Source organism: Caryophanon tenue, from assembly GCF_001700315.1.
Classification (GTDB): Bacteria; Bacillota; Bacilli; order Bacillales_A; family Planococcaceae; genus Caryophanon; species Caryophanon tenue.
In genome coordinates this window covers 16633-34738 of sequence record NZ_MASJ01000009.1, presented here as the reverse complement: position 1 = coordinate 34738, position 18106 = coordinate 16633, and the positions used below count along the sequence as shown (strand labels likewise).

The following is an 18106-nucleotide window of genomic DNA, read 5'->3' as shown; positions in this document are numbered from 1 at the left end:
AAAAGCGTCGCCCGAAACGGAGCCAACTCGCCGTTACATGTATACATAAAACAAAGCACCGGCGAATTTACCATTCGCCGATGCTTTGTTCAATTTAGAGGGGGTTTTGTCCCAGCCTCTTTGTTTTTATACGCGTATAGAAAACCCTTGTCTTACACAGTGGATGAGCGGAATCAAAGTCGTTTTCGCAACGAGCGTTCATAAGCACTACATACATCGCACAGTCGGTTGTACATAAGTCTGTGTAAAGAGGAGGCTGTTAAGAAAAGCTGTTTAGCTCGTTTTCAGTAATACCAGGAATGAGCACCAACTCATTTAACAAAAATGTATGGGCATGTGCCAACATTTGTTTTTCGCTCGTATTCAGTGGCTTTTCTTTTTGCATATGTCGTAAATCACGAACAACTTCAGCACAATTTTGTAAAGTACCGCTCTTTACTTTTGCTGTATTTTGTTTATAACGTTCTCGCCACGGTAGTAACGTATGTGGCTGCCCGTGTTGAAAAATGTGTAAAATATTTTGTAACTCTGCAATATCTGTAATGCGACGAATATTTGACTGTGCAGTTTGATGAGTAGGAATCATAATTTGTGCACCGTTAAGAGCCATCGTAATGATATAATATGTCTGGATTTTCCCGAACGCTTCTTGTTCTTCCACCGCTTTAATCGTACCTGCTCCGCGCATTGGATAAATAATATGTTCGCCAATTTGAAACAATGAATCCACCTCCGTATTGCCTAACTCTCTTTATGCTACCATGTATATGAAAACTAATCAAATTTTTAATGATAACATACGTGTATATTTATTGTCAATTTTTTGTTATTTGTGCAGAGGGCATATCGCAAAATCATATACACAAACTAATTATCACATTATATGGGACGAAGTTTGAGAAGATGCAGGCAGGACAATGAACGTGAAGATATTACAAAAAGGAACAACGGTACATAGCACTGTCGCTCCTTTGTGGTTGGGGTGAATGAACGGTCAAAATATGTTATTTTCATGCTCTCCGTTCCAAAGGCTATTACGCACTTGGGTCAGGAAGTCGTACTTCTTCTAGCGGTGCTAGAAACTGCTGGTACGTCTCGTACTCGTGTTGCAGAAGTTGAAAGGCCGCTTCTTGTTCTTCGGGTGTTGTAGCTTCTATATATTGCTTAAGTTGTACCGCAAAATCAACGCGCGTTTCTGAATACGTTGCATAATATACATCCTTTATGTTTGGCTCGGTTGTTAAGCCCATACCTGCATAATTGAAGATGGTTGAAAATGCAACGACTTCATCCGCTATCATTTGTTGTCGCTCTGCTTCCGCAAGATTGCGCGGATTTTCATGCAACTCTATAATTTTGGCGATAGGATAGGCGAGCAATTCTAACGAGTGATACGGAATCTCTCGGTATTTCACAATCGTTTGGTGCTGCTGATACATGATGGTCAGCAGTACAATACCGATAAAGCTTAGTAAGACGAGTTGCCATTTTTTCATACATTACCACCTCATTGATATCATTTCGTATGTTTACTGTATCATACTCGTGTCTGTAAGCCAAAAACCGATAGAGCCTTTGTCAGAAACTGTATACTATACATCAATAACGACAACAAGCTCCCAACGCAATGTCGGGAGCTTATTTACGTGAGTGCGTGTATGCCTTTAGACCATCCACCGCTTCAAAGGATTAATATTTATACGATTGACCGCCATCAATTGGTACAACAACACCGTTAATAAAGTCTGCGTGATTCGATAGTAAAAATGCGACTAAATAGCCCACTTCTTCTGGTTTACCGAAACGACGCATCGGGTTTGGTTTGACGAACTCTTTTCCAACTTCTTCCCAATTATCGCCACCCATTTGGCGTAAAGAACCTTCTACCATTGGTGTCATAATCGCACCAGGTGCAATTGCTTTCACCGATATGCCAAATTGACCGTATTCAATTGCAGAGTTGCGTGTTAAACCAACAACGCCGTGCTTGGATGCGGCGTAGCCAGATTGATTACCGACACCGCGAATACCACCAACAGACGCTGTGTTAACGATTGAGCCGTAACCTTGTTTTTTCATAATTTTTAACACATATTTCATGCCGTAAAATACACCGTTTAAGTTAATCGATATAACTTTCTCGAACTCATCAATGCCGAAGTCCTCGGTTAAGTTTTGTTTCCCTTCAATACCAGCGTTATTAAAGAAACCGTCAATTTGACCGAATTTCTCAACAGTAGCATCGACAAAGCCTTTTACAGCTTGTTCATCTGCTACGTTTGCCGTGATTAATAATGTTTCAGCTTGAGGGGCGATAGCTAGTACCTTTTGTTGTGTTTCTTGTAAGCCTGCTTCACTTAAATCGACTAATACAAGCTTAGCGCCTTCTTCTGCTAATTGCAGAGTTGCGGCTTGGCCAAGACCAGAGCCAGCACCTGTTACGATAACTACTTTATTGTCAAAACGTTTCAAATGAATCTCCTCCAATATGGTTTGTATGCATAGATGTGGTTTAGACGTTGTATAAGCCGCCGTCAACCGTGTAAGATGATGAGCTAATGTATGATGCTTCATCTGATAATAAGAATACTACTAAGTTTGCTACTTCTTGTGGTTCGCCGTAACGCTTCATTGGCACCGCTTCTGCATAGGCAGATTGAGCCGCATCTGCCGCACCTGGCGCAACTTTTGATTCGATTTGGCGCATCATTTGCGTGTTAATGACACCTGGGTTTACGGTATTTACACGTACATTAAATGGTGCAGCTTCTAACGCTGCTACTTTATTAATACCCATTAATGCGTGTTTTGAAGAGTTATATAGCATCATTTGTGGAGAACCGATTAATCCCGCTACAGAAGCTGTGTTTACAATAGAGCCTGCTTGCTGTTTTTTCATAATAGGTAGCACGTATTTAATGCCATAAAATGCGCCTTTTACGTTAATGCCGTACACGAAGTCAAAGTCTGCTTCTGTAATATCTTCAATTGCTTTTGCAGGACCTTCAACACCAGCGTTATTGACAAAGCCATCAATACGCCCGAATTTTTCAACGGTTTGATCGACGTAATTTTTAACATCGGCTTCTTTCGACACATCTGTTTTTACCGTTAATACACGGTCAGCTGTTAAACCTAATTCTTCTACAACTGCTTTCAAAGCTACTTCATTTACATCAACTAATGTTAATTGCGCTCCTTCAGCCGCTAATTTATGTGCAATTTCTTTCCCAATGCCACCTGCTGCGCCGGTAATAATAATCGCTTTGTTTTCAAATTTCATCATAAAGACCTCCTATTAGTAAGACTACTCCTATAGTTTACGTATTTGTCATTGTGTAAACCATCATTACTATTTGTTATAATGTCGGTGTTATCAACATTTTCACTAAAAGTGTTGGAAATGAGGGAGGAAAGCAACATGAAAGTTAGTTTGACCAAAGCTGAACGCACAAAAAGTTTTTTCAAAAAGGCATTTATTATGCTTGTTCATGAAAAAGGTTATAGTGCCGTCACAGTGAAAGATGTTGTAGACTATGCGCAATATAATCGCACTACTTTTTATGTGTATTACAAAAATATTGACGAACTTGTAGAAGAATTAATGCGAGAAATGTTTCGTAATATCCAGCATTATTGCACGTCAAAATATAATGATAAAAGCCGCGTTGATGTCCAAGCGATGACAACAAAGTCCTTTGATTTACTTTATTATATATACGATAATCGCGATTATTTTACATTGCTGCTGTTAAAGGATACATTGCCGTACATGCATCAACAATTACCAGAAGCCATCTTTAGTGTATTGCAACAAAATTTTGATATTCAATATGGCATTAAGGTGGTAGACGATAGGGCGCAAAAGCGTTATATGGCGCACGGAACAGCCGGCTTCATTACGGATTGGATTGCCAATGACTTTAACATTACGCCAATCGAAATGACCGAACGCCTCATTGGTATTTTACAGACAATGGCAAAAGGCTTCGTCATAAAGGATATTGAGCAGACGGACTAATCTGAAAAAAGCGACCTTTTGCCGTAAGCATCGTTTCGTATAGTCGTTTATAGCTGTAGTGAAGCGGAGAAGAGGGGAATAAAGATGAAACGATGCAAGCTAGCTATTGCAATCATGACAATGAGTAGTGCTTTTTTAGTAAGGGTGTGTAACGACAATGAAATGTCAGAGATTACGGCCTTTTAGAAAATGGTGAAAGCACAGTAAGCCACGATTTTGCCTAACAGCAATTTATGCATGACATGTTTAAGTATGATAATGCGAATGGACCTGCGGATGAAGAAATCATCAAAGATTTGGATGCGGTTAAGGCAGTGATTACAGTTATATTAAACAGGCAAAGCAAGCTATCCAACGGTGACGAGGTCGTAATAACCATTAGTGTAAGTACTGAAATGGAGGTCATTAATAATGATCATCTTTTTATATGAAGTTAGCCCTGTGATTTCCATCATCAATAGGATGTAGAAACTCTAACTGTTCTTCAGCTGTTCGATAGATATGCTCAAGAGGATGTATTTTTTTATTAAGTCCAATTTTTAGGAATTTGAACAAATAAATGAAAAAGTATAGCAGCAGATTTAAAATCTTTAGAAACTTGCTGTAAAATAGGCGAGTCATCAAGCCTAATATATACCATCTTCTCAATTCCTTGTGTTAGTGCTTAATATTTATAGTGATAATAATGTATGTTGGTCAGCCTATCTAGCATTAGCGGGAAGAACTTTGTTTATAGCACCATTTCAGCTGTCTTGTCATATACGATGTATGAAAATAACCGCTTGTTATTATGAATAAAGCTGTACAATCTATCATTTGGGGTGAAACACATGCAAGCAAATATACCACTAATTGTGAGTGGGCAACGAGCGTTATTTTTAGCATTGTCCAAAAATACAAAAGCTGTTTATGCCAACATTGAGAATCAGACACTCATTTGGACGGTCTATTTCGATGAAGTACCGACCGAAGAGGAAATAGACCGTTTAAGTATTGCCGCAACAGAAATCATCGCAGACTTTCCAGAGGTTAGGCATTGTGAAGAGCAATATATTACACATCCGTCAACGCTTCACGTTCAGCATGAGCCTTACTATCATTGGCTATATGCACGTCTATAAAAATATGATTATCCGACGTTTTTTGAAGATTTTAAAACTGATCGTTCATAAGAGAATGCTTCTCGTTACCGAAGCTTTTATGATATCAAAAAGGAGCGTTTTCCCTTTAGTATCTCTTATTTTATACGTTTTCTTTTGAATATTTTGGATGACGGGCGTATACTACAGAGGAATAATATGATGCGAGGAGATAGTAGCATGCGATTAGAAAATAAAGTAGCCATTATTACAGGTGGGGCGAATGGTATTGGCAAGGCGATTGCCGCAACTTATGCGAAAAACGGTGCAAAAGTATCGTTAGCCGATTTTAACGAGGAAGCATTACAGCAAACGGTAACGGAATTCCAAGCGCAAGGCTTTGAGGCATTTGGTGTGAAGGTGAACGTGGCGTCTGAAGAAGATATTCAACGGATGGTAGACGACACCGTGGCGCACTTCGGACAAGTGGATATTTTAGTAAACTGTGCCGGTGTGTTAGATTATATGCAGGCAGCACACAATGTAGACGATGCCATTTGGAGCCGTGTGATGGACATTAACGTAGGTGGCGTAATGCGTGGTTCTCGTAAAATTTTACCGGTATTTACAGCGCAAGGAAGTGGGGTCATCATTAACTTAGCTTCTATTACAGGTATAACAGGTGGCCGTGGCGGTTTAACATACACAGCGGCAAAACACGCGGTGGCCGGGATGACAAAAAATATCGCGTCAACATACGGAGAGCAAGGTGTACGTTGTAATGCGATTGCCCCAGCACAAGTGGACACGGGCTTAACACAATCAATTGAAGGCTATGATATGTTTGGTTTAAAGCAGGCGACACGTGGCGTTAGCTTGATGAACCGTAGTGCATCACCAGAAGAGATTGCGAATATCGCACTATTTTTAGCAAGCGATGAATCATCATATATTAATGGTGTTGTGCTGGCAGCTGATGCAGGCTGGAGCGCATACTAAATTTGTATAACAGCTGTGCCTTTCTCTTATTTGAGAAGGACACAGCTTTTTTGTGCGAACTGCTATAATGAAACAAAAAAGGAGCTGATAACATGAAGCATATTTTTGCGTATTAGCACATGAGCTGACGCATCACATCGATTTGTTTTATGATGAATTTGATGATGAACGTCATACGAGTATTTGGTTTGAGGAAGGCATGTGTGAATATTTATCGCAAAAGTGGACGTTAGCAGCAGAAGTGTACGACCAGAAACGCGCAATGGATGCGTTACTAATCGCACATTTTACACCATATTACGGCATGTTTTCATTAGACGATTTTGGCATAAATAGTTATCAAACGCCGTCACTTGCGGCAATTATGCTCAACTATTGGCGCAGTGCTGCGGCTGTGCATCATCTTGTAGAAGCGCGTTATCACGGAGATGTCCACCGCGTATTTGCTGAGTATGTGGCGTGGCATAACGGCGGACGACAACAACCATTGACACAGTTTTTCGGTGTCGAACAGTTTTAAGGAGGCAATATGAAAAAAATAACGCTGTTTGTAATAGCCGTTTGTAGTATATGTCTTGCGCTAAGTGTTACAGCCAAACAACCGTTGAAAGCAGATACGATAACAATTAGCGATCAAAATCATATGTATACTGAGCTGGATATAAATAAACAGACGCTAAAAGCACTTATAGAGGCGTATGAAGATTTACCAAAAACACAGCAAGTAAATGTACCAATTGACTGGGACACTGCCGTGACAATTACATATGTACATGATGACCAAATTAGCGCAACCGTTGCGATCGACGCACGTGGTGTATTTCAAACGAAGGATGGCGTAAGTGCAGCTGAGTATGATGACGATGCACATGCCTTTTACATGCTCGTACGTGAACTATTTGAAGCGGTACATTACGGTAACGATTATGTGATGTGTGCCGCGTGCTAATTTATTTTTTGGAATATTTTTATTTATTCGAAACTCATCGTGTTTGTTATCGTATACATACTATAACGACAAAGGAGCGAGAAGAATGACAGAAAAAAAGATAGGAACAAAACGTACGAGTACATCAGCGTGGGTGATTAGTATTTTTTGCGGTGCAGGAATAGGCGCTGTTCTTGGATTGATTGCGTATAATCAGCAGTGGTTAGGATAATACATTCATTTCATAAAGCAAATAGGGGGTTATGTGGCAGCAGTTTATCACATAGCTCTTTTTTGTTTTCCGAGAACTTTTTAGAATGTAGTGTTTTACATTGTATTAAAAGGGAATATCAGACAAATGACGAATACAGTATACAGTAACTAGTAGAAATGAGGGGAAGATGATGAAGCATACAGCGTATCGTTTATACCAAAAAGCTTATAAACAACTAATATATACAATCTCTTGGAAAGAGCCGTATTTAGTAGAAGGTCAGCACGCGGTGTACAAAGTTCCTTCCTATTTACAGGAGCGCTCTATCCAGCGTGTATTGATGGTAACGGATAAAGAGCTACGAAAACTAGGGCTCATTGATGGCTTATTGTACGCATTGCATGAAGGTAACATACAGGTGACGGTGTATGATGACATTACACCAAACCCAACGATTCCAACAATTATGAAAGCGTATACACTATATAAAGAACAGCAAGCAATGTGAGGCACTCATTGCATTTGGTGGTGGCTCTGTTATTGACTGTGCAAAAGCAGTCGGCGCAAAATTAGTGCGACCAACAAAAGAGCTGTCACAGTTAAAGGGGCAATTACATGTACGTAAACCGTTGCCACCGTTTATTGCGATTCCAACAACAGCCGGTACAGGTAGTGAAGCCACCGTAGCAGCGGTCATTTCCAATCCACAGACACATGAAAAATATGCGATTAATGACCCTGTTCTCGTGCCTGACGTGGCAGTACTAGACCCGCTTCTCACAATCAATTTACCGCCGCATATTACCGCTACAACAGGCATGGATGCGTTAACTCATGCGATTGAAGCGTATATCGGGCGCAGTACCACGGCATTAACGAATATGTACAGTGAAGAAGCAACACGACTCATTATGACGTACTTACAGCGTGCCTATACGAACCCGACGGACATCGAGGCACGACAAGCAATGCAAAAGGCATCATATTTTGCAGGCGCGGCATTTACGCGTGCATTTGTTGGTAATGTTCACGTGATTTCACATACATTAAGTGGCTTTTATCATGTGCCACACGGACTCGCGAATGCCGTTATTTTACCGCATGTGTTAGAGAGCTATGGTGCGACCATTTATATACCGTTATCACAGCTGGCAATAAAAAGTGGCATCGGAAATGCAAAGTGGGGAGCGCGTGCGAATGCGGAGTTGTTTATTCAAACAATTCGACAATTGAATGAAGCAATGTCGATACCGACACATTTGCCAATCCTTCAGTCTGCCGATATCCCGCTTATGGCATCACGCGCGTACGCAGAAGCAAATCCGCTCTATCCTGTGCCTGTTATTTATACAAAAGCGCAGTTTGAAGCGATGTACAAAAAACTGCAAGGGCATGGCGCTATTCATATTCTTTAATCAGTAAAATGGTATTTACAAAATAATCGGCAAGTTGCTCAGGGCTTTCTTGCTCGTCGCTTTGTATCCATTCTTCAATCATTCCTAAAAAGGCAGATGCCGCAAAAGCTGCCACATAGTGCAACGGCACACGGTGTTGCTGGAAGGATGTATGGGCATATTTTTGTAAAAATTGTGCTTTAAATTGCTGCTGAAGGCGACGCGCAAAGCCTGACGCATTATGTGCTGATAATAATACACGGAAGCTTTCGAAATCAGAAGCGATATAGGCAAACACTTGCGCAGAAAACTGTGACAATTCGCCATCACGTGCCTCTTGCAGTACAATTGACGGTTCAATCGCTTGTGAAATCTCGGCTAAACGTTGTAAATAATGTGCCTCAATTTGTGCGAGTAAATCAAATTTATCGGTGTAATGTAAATAAAATGTGCCACGATTTAATGCCGCCTTTGTTGTAATATCACGTACCGAAATTTTACTAAACGGTTTTTCGGCAAGCAGTGCTAAAAATGTTTGTTCGATATGTTGCTGCGTTTTGGCATTCATTTCTTCATAAATGGACATGGTGACCTCCCACTGAACAGATGTGTAAACATTGTTCATTGCTTTCGTTTTGTCTCCATTTTACAATAAAATTAGCAATGAACAATGTGTTCAGCACTTTTAGGGGGTTATCGTTTGAAAACAAAAGCAAAAGTATTACTAACGGTGTCGTTATTAATTGCTGTCGGGATGATTGCCAACGCCATCATTCAACAACAGGCAGTATTACCGTATTTAGGGATTTTCTTTGTCGTTGGTTTAGGTTTAGCGATGCTACGTTTATTCGTAAACGGCATGATTAAAAAGATGAAGGGCAAGCACATTGGTGTAAAAGTATTATTTTTTGTCGTATTGCTTGGCTTTGGGATTCCGTTTCAAAATTGGTTCCGTACCGATGTTATTTTAGCGATGAGTACAGAGTTTATTATTCCGTGTATTATCATTGCAGTAGCAAGTATGGTGTTTATGACGGTTTTATACGGGGTTCTATACGAACGAAAAAAATTACGTTATTTAGAGCCAAATATAGAGAAAGCATTGTCTGACAAGTAGTTTCTTGTCAAACAGTGCTTTTTTATTCGTTGCTTCATTACAACATACCGCCGATTTTTATTACATTTTGCCAACGTGTTAATAGCACGTTCGTATCGAAATTTGTGGTGATGTTCCTAGCTTTTTTATTGTCTTCTAACATGGTTGTCGCGTATGCTAGAGAAATCAGTGGAATTTTCGCTGAGAGAGAGAGGTTTTAGCAAGTGGAGAAGAGACAGAGTCAGTGGTCAAGTAAAGTTGGATTTATTTTGGCCTCAGCAGGCGCAGCCATTGGGTTAGGCGCTATTTGGAAAATGCCGTATGTTGCTGGGCAAAGCGGTGGCGGCGCATTTTTCCTACTATTTGTCATCATGACAATTTGTATTGGATTACCGATGTTACTAGCAGAGTATATTATCGGGCGCGGGGCGCAAAAGGAAGCGGTCAGTGCATATAAAAAATTAATGCCAAGTCAACCAGTGTGGGCGTGGATTGGCAAGCTCGGCATTGTTGGATGTTTACTATTACTATCATTTTATAGTGTTGTAGGTGGCTGGATTTTCATTTATAGTGGTGTGTCTGTTGTTGGGCAAGTTATTGAACCAGCACAAGACCCTGGCGCATTTTTTGGCACGGTGACAGGAACGCCGTGGATTGCGTTACTAGGATTAGCGATATTTACATTTGCAAATGTTGTTGTCATTACACTTGGCATTGAAAAAGGCATCGAAAAGGCGAATAAAGTTATGATGCCGCTTCTATTTATTATGTTTTTCGTGCTAGTTATTCGTGCAGTCACGTTAGATGGTGCAATGGAAGGCATTAAATTCTTTTTATATCCAGATTTTTCTAATATTACAGGTGAGTCGATTTTATATGCACTTGGACAATCGTTCTTTGCGTTAGCAGTTGGTTTTTCATGTTTAGTGACATATAGCTCGTATTTGAAAAAAGATGTCAGCATTCCGCAATCTGCAGGTTCAGTTGTTGGGTTAAGCATTTTCGTATCATTTTTAGCCGGATTAGCGATTTTCCCGGTTGTCTTTGCATTTGATATGGAAGTAACAAGTGGTCCACCATTACTGTTTATGGTATTACCAGCCGCGTTTGGGCAAATGCCGTTTGGTGAATTGTTTTTAGCGCTGTTTCTACTATTATTTTTGTTCGCGACGTTGACATCATCATTTAGCTTATATGAAATTGTTGTCGCGGCGTTAGTTGAGAAGTTCCAGTTGTCACGTGGTATGTTAACAGCAATTGTTGGTGCATTCGTCTTCATCATTGCGATTCCGTCAACATTAACGTATAGCACACTTGGCGACGTAACCATTTTTGGCCGTACAATTTTTGATGCGACCGACTACTTAGTATCAAATGTGTTATTGCCACTTGGGAATTTACTTATCGCCATTTTTGTCGGCTACGTATTACAAAAAGAATTCGTGAAGCAGGAGTTACTACAAGGCAGTCATGTAGGTGAACGATACTTCAACGTGTTTTATGCACTCATTCGTTATGTAGTGCCTGTTGTTATTATCATTGTGTTCGTTAACTTATTAATCCAATATTAGTCAAAAACCACGCGACATGTACGTCGCGTGGTTTTTTATCCATGATAGAGATGTAGTTCGTGACGCACTAAACGCTATGGCGACAATCGCTTTATGCAAAGAACAATCGACTGTCTTTTTAAAATGATTCTTTAGGCTTATATGACATCAATAAATTATTATTAAAATTCAAATTTAAACTATTTTTTAGTACGTGCGCCAAACTTCCATATACAGCGTCTGGAAAGAATAAACAAAGAGAGATATGCTTCAAGTACAGATAGATGATAAGAATGATTGTAAAAAGCAAAAAGCTATATCGGTCGCTATCAGTCAATTAATCCCATCTAAAAAACGTATTATCGACAAAAATTTATCATTTCGGTACAGTTAAGGTGTGATAAATGTTACGTGATTGGCGTACCTTTGCAGTAAGGGCCCTGAAGGAGATGACCACACATACATTTATGGCAATCGTCTATAGCTATATAGACTTTTTATTTCAAATTAACTGATAATCATTATCAGTAAAAGGAGCAGATTAGATGAAAAAGCGTATTATGCAAGCCATGTTACTGTTAGCTGTACTTGTGGTAGGGGTAGTAAGTGTAGGAGCATCATCATTGCAAGTGAAATTTTTCGATGATGAAGCATTAACGGTGCCAACGACATATATGAACTATTATGTAGAACAAACATCAGTAGAGCAACAAGGGAATGAGTATGTTGTAACGGTTGAGTTTGCAGATACATACGCGTCTGTTGTTTCAGATTTCAGCGTAGCCGGTAAAGATGTTGTGGAAACAGCACCAGGCGTTTATGAATATACAATTAACGTAGCAGAGCTTAATGCAGCAACGCCTGCTTCATTAACATATGTACGTCCAACGAATAATGTATCGTATACATATTCGTTCTACGTATCATACGAATAAAAGCTTTACTAGACAACCAGCTATCGGTATTTTACCGTAGCTGGTTGTTTTTGTTTTTAGTATTTTACGTAAAGAGGGGGGCTAGGGGTATTCTTGAAAGAAGAATGATATTATTCAGGAAATATCGTATTAAACAGTAACTGATACAGATTTTTTTAGTGAACAAACTGTCTTATTTTTATCGTTTGGGAGTGGCTGAAAAGACGTTTATAGATAGTTGAAAAAGGAAATAAGATGATAGTGGTATAAGCGAGCTAAAAAACATTAATAGTAGCTAAAATGAATGTGCTGGTAAGTGGTGCTTGTACAATATGTATCTTTTTTTGGGCATTAATGTCTAAAGTTCTTTAGAAAACGTTTTCAAAAAATGCATGTGCTTTTTCTGTTATATAATATGTTTTAGTTAAACTATAACACTTAAAACTATCGTGAAAAAGGAAGTGAGCGTATGAAACTAGCTACAAAAATTTTATGGGCACTTGTTATTGGTGCAGTTGTCGGGATTGTGTTGAACATGGCATCACCATCGTTCTTTACACAAGCAGACACATACTTCTTTACACCGCTTGGTACAATCTTTTTAAACTTAATTAAAATGTTAATTGTCCCACTTGTCTTCTTCTCCCTTGTGGTCGGTGTCGCAAATATTGGTGACCCGAAAGCTTTAGGGCGTATGGGTGTCAAAGCGATGACATTCTTCTTAATTACAACGGCGATTGCCATTTCAATCGGTATTACATTAGCTGTCACATTCCAACCAGGGAATAAAGGTGAATTTGATGTTGATACAGTAAACTATGAAGCAGCAGAAGCACCACCTGTTTCCGATACATTACTTGGCATTATTCCGGTAAACCCAATTCAAGCAATGGCAAGTGGCGACATGCTACAAATTATTTTCTTTGCTGTATTTATTGGTCTAGGGATTAGTTATTTAGCTGGTAAAGTAGATGTTGTCCACCGTTTTATGGAGCAAGGTAATGAACTGATGATGTTCTTAGTCACACTTGTAATGAAATTTGCACCGTACGGAACGTTTGCGTTAATCGCATCAGCGGTTGGTAAGCAAGGCTTTGATGCCCTGCAAGCGATGTTCTGGTATATGATGGTTGTCTTTTTAGCACTATTTGTTCATTTTATTATTGTATACGGCAGTGCGTTGAAATTTTTAGCAAAGCGTAACCCAATTGAAGTTATGAAGGCGTACATTCCAGCATTAACAGTTGCGTTTAGTACTTCAAGTAGTAGTGCGACATTACCAGTGTCAATGGATGTTGCACAAAATAAGCTAGGTGTCCCAAAAGGCATTAGTAGTTTCGTACAACCACTTGGCGCAACGGTAAACATGGATGGTACAGCCATCATGCAAGGTGTTGCGACAATCTTTATTGCACAAGTTTATGGTGTGGACTTATCGTTCTCACAAATGTTAATCGTTGTATTAACAGCTGTACTGGCATCTGTCGGCACAGCAGCAGTACCGGGCGCGGGTATGATTATGCTTGCGATGGTATTAGAATCAGTTGGTTTACCAGTTGAAGGTATCGCCTTAATTATCGGTATTGACCGTTTATTAGATATGACACGTACAATGGTCAACTGTTTCGGCGACTTAACATGTGCGCTTTACGTAACAGAAAGCGAAAAAGACAAGCAAAAAGAAGCAGTAGCACAATAAAAAGGCACGTAGAATGCGCAATAATATGCGTATTCTACGTTTTTTTAGTTGTTGTTTTCCAACATCCGTACTACACTTAAATGTGCAAACGGAAAGAAAGTAGGGAATGTATGAAAAAATTATTGTGGTCGCTAGCACTTACAGCAGCAGTATTAGCTGGCTGTAGTGACAGTGGTAGCGTAGAACCAGCAGCGTCACTGGATATTCAGTCACTTGTTGATACGACGACCGATACAGCGGAACGCCATGATGTGCGCAAATTCGAAAAATATGAATTACAAGAAGTCATTGATGGTGATACCATTCGTATTAACTATGAAGGTAAATCTGAGAAGATTCGCTTTTTATTAATTGATACACCAGAAACAAATCATGAGCAGCTTGGGGAGCAACCATTTGGTCCAGAAGCAAAAGCGTTCTTAAAAGAATTATTAAAAGACGAAAAACATGTGTACATTGAGTTTGACGTGTCATATCGTGACAAATATAAGCGTTTACTGGCTTATATTTATACCGAGCAAGGCATTAGCATTCAAGAAGAGCTATTAAAAAATGGCTTGGCACGTGTTGCTTACATTTATGACCCGAATACAAAACATGTTGACTGGTTTAAAGATGTACAAAAACAAGCACAGAAGCAAGCGATTGGCATTTGGTCGGTAGAAGACTATGTAACAAATCGTGGCTATGATAAAGACGCTTATGCAGAAGCGGTAAAAGAGGGCAAAGTTGTCACACCGAACGATTCAGAACAGCCTGGTGACGACACAACAGCAACAAGCTCTCCAGCGCAAACGACAGACGGAGACAGCTGTGAAATCAAAGGCAATATTAATAGTAAAGGCAATAAAATTTACCATATGCCTGGACAACAAAATTACGACCAAACTGTAGCAGAAGAAATGTTCTGTACAGCAGAAGAAGCGGAAGCGGCAGGATTTGTCGCAGCGCAGCGTTAACAATAAAGGAGAACAGTAGTATGCAACCAATGAACAAACGCTATAAAATTACACGTCTTGATGATGCAGGACAACCAACATTAACATTAGAGGAGTGCCAAGCATTTTTTGCGACGCAACCAGACTTTGTCTATATGGATTCATTTGGCGCAGCGCAAGACGGCGTTCAAATGAAAATTAGCGGACATTTCTTTATGTGGCAAGTAGAGGGCGGACAAGTACCGTTCCGCTTCTATGAAGGTGAAATATATGTCGCAATTACGCACCCTGTCGTATTAGACCGTGCCATTCATATTGCCGAGTGTTTAGAAGCGTTATATATAGAAGGATAAGGACGAACGAGTAGTTGCGCCGTGCAGCTGCTCGTTTTTTTTATGACCACATACGTTGAAAAAGTGACCACTTATTTGAGTAGTTAAACCTTTTACAAGGAAATAATAAATTTCCAAAAAACGTTATGATACAGTAAATGTAAGGAGGGACTACATACGTATGAAAATCCAACTAACGATTAATGATGAACTGACGTCGACAGAAGTGCATATTCACACACCACAATATACCGAAAAAATTGAGAAAATGATGCACGTATTACAAACGATCCAAACACCGACAACGATTGATGGTTACGTGGAACAAACGATTCATTTTGTTCCAGTACAGGACATTTATGCGGTATATGCAGAAGGTGCGAAAGTATATATTCAAACAAATGAGGATGAATTTGAAGTGAAGCGAAAGTTATATGAAGTGGAGGATTTATTTGCGCATGATTTTGTACGTGTCAATAAATCGACGCTCATTCATTTACAGAAGCTCGTGTCGATTCAAATGGGCAAGCTCGGCACAACAGAAGCGGTGCTCAGTAATGGTGTGAGCATCCATATTAGCCGTAAATATATGAAGGAGCTCAAGCAAAAACTTGGGATTGGGAGGGACGGTGTATGATGCAAGTACTACGTGTCACAGTTATGAGTATGCTCATTTCGTTAAGCTGCTCGTACATTATTGTGACAAGCATTTTACTACGTGACAATACGCTAACGATGAACGGCACACAATTAGTAGAGCAAGTTGTGTTGTCGGCATTACTCGGCATCGGCATAGGGGTTTTAAGTTTATTATTTCAGCTAGAGCGCATACCGTTTATCGTACAGTTTATATTACATGCTTGTGGGGTCGTTGCGCTCGTCTTTACGGCAGGCGCATTTGGCAATTGGTATGATGTATACGATATGTTCACGGTCGTGGTTGTGCTACTTATAACCGTTATCATTTACAGTGTGACATGGGCGATGTTACGTATCACAACGAAAAAAGATGTGGACACGATGAATGCGACACTGCAAAAAAGACGAGGTGACATGTAATGATTAAAGTGAACGAACTGCGAAAGCAATACGCTACACATGAAGCGGTAAAGGGCATTTCATTTTCAGTGGCACAAGGTGAATTATTTGCGTTTTTAGGAACAAACGGTGCGGGGAAAACGACAACGATGAATATGCTCTGTACATTGCTCGATGCGACAAGCGGGACAGTAACAATCAATGGACATTTACTAGGTACGCAACAAGGCAATGACCACATTCGTCGGTCGATTGGGGTCGTTTTTCAGCAAAATGTGCTTGATGCGCGTTTAACCGTTGAGGAAAATATACGGGCACGTGCAGCGACGTACCATTTATCAAAGGATACGTATATGAAAAACTATGCATTTGTACGCGAATATTTACAGCTAGCGGATATTGAAAAACGTTACTACGGGACATTGTCAGGGGGGCAAAAGCGCCGCGCGGACATTGCGCGTGCGTTAATTCACCGGCCGCATATTTTATTTTTGGATGAGCCAACAACAGGGCTTGACCCAAAAACGCGCCAATTTGTATGGCAAACGATTAAGCGTCTGCGAGAAGAAACGAATATGACGGTGTTTTTAACGACGCATTATATGGAAGAAGCGGCTGTTGCGGATACGGTCATTATTTTAAAGGACGGGCGCATTGTTGCAGAAGGTACACCACATACATTAAAAATGATGCATGCGTATGACGTGTTGACGCTTGTATTTACCGATGTTATGCATGGTGAACAGTGGCTACGCGACAGGCAAATTGCATACGACGAAAAGCAAGGGGTGTATACGGTTGCGGTGACATCCCCTCTAGAGGCGCTGCAGCTACTGAAACAAGCCGAGCCGTTTCTTGCGTCCTTTGAAGTCGTTAAAGGTACGATGGATGATGTGTTTTTACATGTGACAAATGAGGAGGTTGTATCAGTATGACAGCATTTTGGCAGCTTGTTTTTCGCCATCAAAAAGTGTTTCGCCGCGATAAGATGCAAGTGTTCTTTTCGCTACTGTCGATTATCATTGTTATTGCGTTATATATCGTCTTTTTACAAAATATGCAGCTAGATGCGATTGCACAAGTGACAACGGTGACTGACGCGACAAAGGCAATGGTCAATGAATGGCTTGTAGCAGGACTGTTGTCGATGATGGCAGTGACCACAACGCTTGGGGCATTTGGTATTTTTGTGCAAGACCGTGATGGGCATGTTTCGATTGATTTTTTAACGTCGCCAATGTCACGCATTGCCATTCAGCTCAGCTATGTAGTGCATGCGTGGATGATTGGTTTATTGTCAACGGTGCTAGCACTTTCGGTATGTATTGTTTTTTTAGGCGTAACGAGTGGCTCATGGCTGACGATTGGTACGATTGCGGAAGTGCTCGGCTTATTAACGTTAAGTGTGCTATTAGCAAGTGCATGTAATATGCTCGTGATCGTCTTTTTACAGTCACAGCAAGCGTTCTCGACGTTTGCGACACTTGTTGGGACATTGCTTGGCTTTTTGTGTGGCATTTATATTCCATTTGGGGTTGTACCAAGCTTTATTCAAACGGCCATCATGTATTTCCCAATTAGCCATACGACGCTGTTATTACGACAAGCACTGATGGAGGATTCGATGGCTAGCGTATTTATGGGCGCACCAGCAAGCGAGCAATTGTCGTATATGCTCCAGTACGGTGTCGTGTACGAGCTACATGGAACGCTGTTATCAACAACGTGGAGTGTTGTGTATATTGTGGCGTGGACAGTCGGGCTTGGCATTGCAGGGGCACTATTATTTATGTATAAAAAGCGTTAAGAACTATCACGTGAGCTGTGCGTAGTATGCATAGCTCTTTTTATCGTTTTCGTGAGGGCAAAATTTTCATCACAAAACGTGTAACCTTTTTCGTTTT

The 18106-nt window shown here is 40.3% G+C and carries 24 protein-coding genes; 18 read left to right on the top strand and 6 right to left on the bottom strand.

All coding sequences use genetic code 11. From position 1 onward, the window contains the following. Positions 1-259: 259 nt before the first annotated feature. The 4 genes from A6M13_RS07405 to A6M13_RS07390 all read right to left on the bottom strand — a co-directional run bounded on the left by A6M13_RS07405 (position 260) and on the right by A6M13_RS07390 (position 3286). On the bottom strand, positions 260-721 hold the full coding sequence (locus tag A6M13_RS07405) for a CarD family transcriptional regulator (protein ID WP_083998268.1): 462 nt from the start codon (positions 719-721) through the stop codon (positions 260-262). Positions 722-1034: 313 nt separating this feature from the next. Further along, positions 1035-1496, bottom strand: a complete 462-nt coding sequence (locus A6M13_RS07400; protein WP_066544566.1) for a hypothetical protein — start codon at positions 1494-1496, stop codon at positions 1035-1037. Positions 1497-1689: 193 nt separating this feature from the next. Continuing rightward, positions 1690-2472: a glucose 1-dehydrogenase gene (locus tag A6M13_RS07395; protein ID WP_066544564.1), complete on the bottom strand. Its 783-nt coding sequence runs from the start codon at positions 2470-2472 to the stop codon at positions 1690-1692. Positions 2473-2512: 40 nt separating this feature from the next. Next, positions 2513-3286, bottom strand: coding sequence for an SDR family NAD(P)-dependent oxidoreductase (locus tag A6M13_RS07390; protein WP_211270300.1), 774 nt, complete (start codon positions 3284-3286; stop codon positions 2513-2515). 135 nt (positions 3287-3421) lie between these two features. Between A6M13_RS07390 and A6M13_RS07385 the strand changes: the two genes are divergently transcribed. Then, positions 3422-4021, top strand: coding sequence for a TetR/AcrR family transcriptional regulator (locus tag A6M13_RS07385; protein ID WP_066544561.1), 600 nt, complete (start codon positions 3422-3424; stop codon positions 4019-4021). Positions 4022-4547: 526 nt separating this feature from the next. Here the strand turns inward: A6M13_RS07385 and A6M13_RS16720 are convergent. Further along, entirely contained in the window at positions 4548-4661 is a 114-nt protein-coding gene (locus tag A6M13_RS16720; protein ID WP_083998266.1) for a DUF2711 family protein, read from the bottom strand. Between the two features lie 190 nt (positions 4662-4851). Between A6M13_RS16720 and A6M13_RS07375 the strand changes: the two genes are divergently transcribed. From A6M13_RS07375 to A6M13_RS07355, 7 genes are all read left to right on the top strand, one after another. Then, positions 4852-5142, top strand: coding sequence for a MafI2 family immunity protein (locus tag A6M13_RS07375; RefSeq protein WP_066544557.1), 291 nt, complete (start codon positions 4852-4854; stop codon positions 5140-5142). A gap of 198 nt (positions 5143-5340) precedes the next feature. Further along, positions 5341-6099 (top strand): glucose 1-dehydrogenase, encoded by a 759-nt coding sequence (locus A6M13_RS07370; RefSeq protein ID WP_066544555.1) that lies wholly within the window; start codon positions 5341-5343, stop codon positions 6097-6099. A gap of 142 nt (positions 6100-6241) precedes the next feature. Then, entirely contained in the window at positions 6242-6619 is a 378-nt protein-coding gene (locus tag A6M13_RS07365) for a hypothetical protein (protein WP_066544553.1), read from the top strand. Positions 6620-6628: 9 nt separating this feature from the next. After that, positions 6629-7048 carry a hypothetical protein gene (locus tag A6M13_RS07360; protein WP_066544552.1) on the top strand — a complete coding sequence of 140 codons (420 nt, stop codon included), beginning with the start codon at positions 6629-6631 and terminating at the stop codon, positions 7046-7048. Positions 7049-7133: 85 nt separating this feature from the next. Continuing rightward, positions 7134-7259 (top strand): hypothetical protein, encoded by a 126-nt coding sequence (locus A6M13_RS16600; protein WP_281181712.1) that lies wholly within the window; start codon positions 7134-7136, stop codon positions 7257-7259. 169 nt (positions 7260-7428) lie between these two features. After that, positions 7429-7749 carry an iron-containing alcohol dehydrogenase gene (locus A6M13_RS16660; protein ID WP_342669472.1) on the top strand — a complete coding sequence of 107 codons (321 nt, stop codon included), beginning with the start codon at positions 7429-7431 and terminating at the stop codon, positions 7747-7749. Beyond that, positions 7718-8656 carry an iron-containing alcohol dehydrogenase gene (locus A6M13_RS07355; RefSeq protein ID WP_342669473.1) on the top strand — a complete coding sequence of 313 codons (939 nt, stop codon included), beginning with the start codon at positions 7718-7720 and terminating at the stop codon, positions 8654-8656. Before A6M13_RS16660 ends, A6M13_RS07355 begins: the two co-directional genes overlap by 32 nt. Here the strand turns inward: A6M13_RS07355 and A6M13_RS07350 are convergent. Beyond that, positions 8640-9221 (bottom strand): TetR/AcrR family transcriptional regulator, encoded by a 582-nt coding sequence (locus A6M13_RS07350; RefSeq protein ID WP_066544551.1) that lies wholly within the window; start codon positions 9219-9221, stop codon positions 8640-8642. The genes A6M13_RS07355 and A6M13_RS07350 overlap by 17 nt on opposite strands. A 114-nt stretch (positions 9222-9335) precedes the next feature. On the opposite strand from A6M13_RS07350, the gene A6M13_RS07345 reads away from it, so the two are divergent. The 10 genes from A6M13_RS07345 (at position 9336) to A6M13_RS07300 (ending at position 18009) form a co-directional block, all read left to right on the top strand. After that, positions 9336-9752 carry an MFS transporter permease gene (locus A6M13_RS07345; RefSeq protein WP_141680916.1) on the top strand — a complete coding sequence of 139 codons (417 nt, stop codon included), beginning with the start codon at positions 9336-9338 and terminating at the stop codon, positions 9750-9752. A 203-nt stretch (positions 9753-9955) separates the two neighbouring features. Beyond that, the gene (locus A6M13_RS07340) at positions 9956-11302 is read left to right on the top strand and encodes a sodium-dependent transporter (protein ID WP_066544547.1); all 1347 of its coding nucleotides are present in this window, start codon (positions 9956-9958) and stop codon (positions 11300-11302) included. Between the two features lie 524 nt (positions 11303-11826). Next, positions 11827-12216, top strand: coding sequence for a hypothetical protein (locus A6M13_RS07335; protein WP_066544545.1), 390 nt, complete (start codon positions 11827-11829; stop codon positions 12214-12216). Between the two features lie 448 nt (positions 12217-12664). After that, complete coding sequence (locus A6M13_RS07330; RefSeq protein ID WP_066544543.1) at positions 12665-13894, top strand: dicarboxylate/amino acid:cation symporter; 1230 nt, start codon at positions 12665-12667, stop codon at positions 13892-13894. A 110-nt stretch (positions 13895-14004) separates the two neighbouring features. Further along, positions 14005-14853, top strand: coding sequence for a thermonuclease family protein (locus tag A6M13_RS07325; RefSeq protein ID WP_066544541.1), 849 nt, complete (start codon positions 14005-14007; stop codon positions 14851-14853). A 20-nt stretch (positions 14854-14873) separates the two neighbouring features. Beyond that, positions 14874-15185 (top strand): excinuclease, encoded by a 312-nt coding sequence (locus A6M13_RS07320; RefSeq protein WP_083998264.1) that lies wholly within the window; start codon positions 14874-14876, stop codon positions 15183-15185. 160 nt (positions 15186-15345) lie between these two features. Continuing rightward, positions 15346-15801, top strand: coding sequence for a LytTR family DNA-binding domain-containing protein (locus A6M13_RS07315; RefSeq protein WP_066544540.1), 456 nt, complete (start codon positions 15346-15348; stop codon positions 15799-15801). Beyond that, positions 15798-16223: a DUF3021 domain-containing protein gene (locus A6M13_RS07310; protein ID WP_083998263.1), complete on the top strand. Its 426-nt coding sequence runs from the start codon at positions 15798-15800 to the stop codon at positions 16221-16223. Before A6M13_RS07315 ends, A6M13_RS07310 begins: the two co-directional genes overlap by 4 nt. Then, positions 16223-17137: an ABC transporter ATP-binding protein gene (locus A6M13_RS07305; RefSeq protein ID WP_066544539.1), complete on the top strand. Its 915-nt coding sequence runs from the start codon at positions 16223-16225 to the stop codon at positions 17135-17137. Before A6M13_RS07310 ends, A6M13_RS07305 begins: the two co-directional genes overlap by 1 nt. Then, positions 17134-18009: an ABC transporter permease gene (locus A6M13_RS07300; RefSeq protein ID WP_066544538.1), complete on the top strand. Its 876-nt coding sequence runs from the start codon at positions 17134-17136 to the stop codon at positions 18007-18009. Before A6M13_RS07305 ends, A6M13_RS07300 begins: the two co-directional genes overlap by 4 nt. Positions 18010-18106: the final 97 nt, after the last annotated feature.